The organism is Acidimicrobiales bacterium, from assembly GCA_030747595.1.
In the GTDB taxonomy this organism is placed as follows: domain Bacteria; phylum Actinomycetota; class Acidimicrobiia; order Acidimicrobiales; family MedAcidi-G1; genus UBA9410.
The window spans coordinates 1-567 of the sequence record JASLKK010000072.1; the positions used below are offsets into that span (position 1 = coordinate 1).

1 protein-coding gene and 1 tRNA gene are annotated in these 567 nt (G+C 32.8%); both read right to left on the minus strand.

The features are described from left to right. Nucleotides 1–209, minus strand: a 209-nt coding sequence (locus tag QF777_12160; protein ID MDP6912282.1) for a ribosome maturation factor RimP, incomplete at its 3' end; no start/stop codon positions are given. Between the two features lie 171 nt (nucleotides 210–380). Then, nucleotides 381–457: transfer RNA gene (locus QF777_12165), tRNA-Met, on the minus strand. Between the last annotated feature and the right edge of the window lie 110 nt (nucleotides 458–567).

Here is a 567-nt window from a genome sequence, read left to right on the forward strand (position 1 = left end):
TTAATTGGATTATTTACATCCAATAATCCTGTAAGTTGCTGGCTTACTAACACGCAATCATCTATGTTTATACCTTCATAATTATCTATATAAATTCTTAAGAATGAGGCGCTGCCATTATTAGATAATTCTATACCAAGTAATTCAAAACCCATTGCAGTAATTTCCGGGTCTAATAAATCGTGTAATTTTTGATTCTGTATATACATCTTTCAAAAACAAAAAATGGGCTCAAGGCCCACTTTATAAACAGCATTAGATAAAACGCCGACAAGTATAACTAGTTAATATTCGCTATGCCAACATTTAGATTAAAAAAATTACTTAATATATTCCGATTGAAGCCTAATTATCGCTTTGTAAATTAATTGTTATAAAAATGGTAGCGGGGGCAGGATTTGAACCTGCGACCTTCGGGTTATGAGCCCGACGAGCTGCCAGACTGCTCCACCCCGCATTAGAGCTGGCGAATACTACAATGACGTATAATTACTTTCAAGATGCATCATACTTAATCGAGTATAAAAAATATCCAAAAAATGAACTTATAAATTTATCTTTAATTAT